1 protein-coding gene is annotated in these 581 nt (G+C 38.2%); it reads right to left on the reverse strand.

The genetic code is table 11. The annotated features are described in order from the left end of the window. Positions 1-564 (reverse strand): hypothetical protein (locus R7Z49_RS26515; RefSeq protein WP_318112637.1); only part of this gene is annotated, 564 nt, incomplete at its 3' end. Between the last annotated feature and the right edge of the window lie 17 nt (positions 565-581).

Genomic DNA, 581 nt, shown 5'->3' on the forward strand with positions numbered 1-581 from the left:
TATATACTCAAAGTCAGCATGCTTAGAAGCTTCAGTACCTACGTACGAGTATTCCGCTTTTCTCACACGAACAAAGAGGGGGCTATAGCTATTATGTTGGTTGAAGTGGCCAACAGCATGGTTTCTTTCGTCAGCGATAGCTCTTTCGATTAAAGCTGATTTAAACTCGCTATACGTAGTGCTCCTATTACCATCGGAATCCTCAGGTAACTCCAAAATCAAATTCAATATCAAATCTGAAAATTTATCATTTGGTTCTGGTAGCTCAGAGTCGAGTCTATCGAGTAAGGAAATCGAATCTGATATCACACGGTAGATTAGAATATCAGTAAATTTAAGCTTCTCGAGATCATTAGAAAACTCAGAATCGATGCCTTCAACTCTGTTTAGAATTGAGCCGAGAACATCGTTAATAGCAACGTCTGACTTGGATTTGAGTATTTCTTCATCAACCTCACTACTTTTGAGTGACATCAGAGTAGAACAAAGCTCATCGACAACGATTTGAATTGATTTTTCATAAATTGAGTCTCTTGTAGTTAGCAATCGCTCGCAGAATGACATGTGTCTTTCAGCAATAT

It is taken from the genome of Vibrio sp. 1562, assembly GCF_033340155.1.
GTDB lineage: Bacteria > Pseudomonadota > Gammaproteobacteria > Enterobacterales > Vibrionaceae > Vibrio > Vibrio alginolyticus.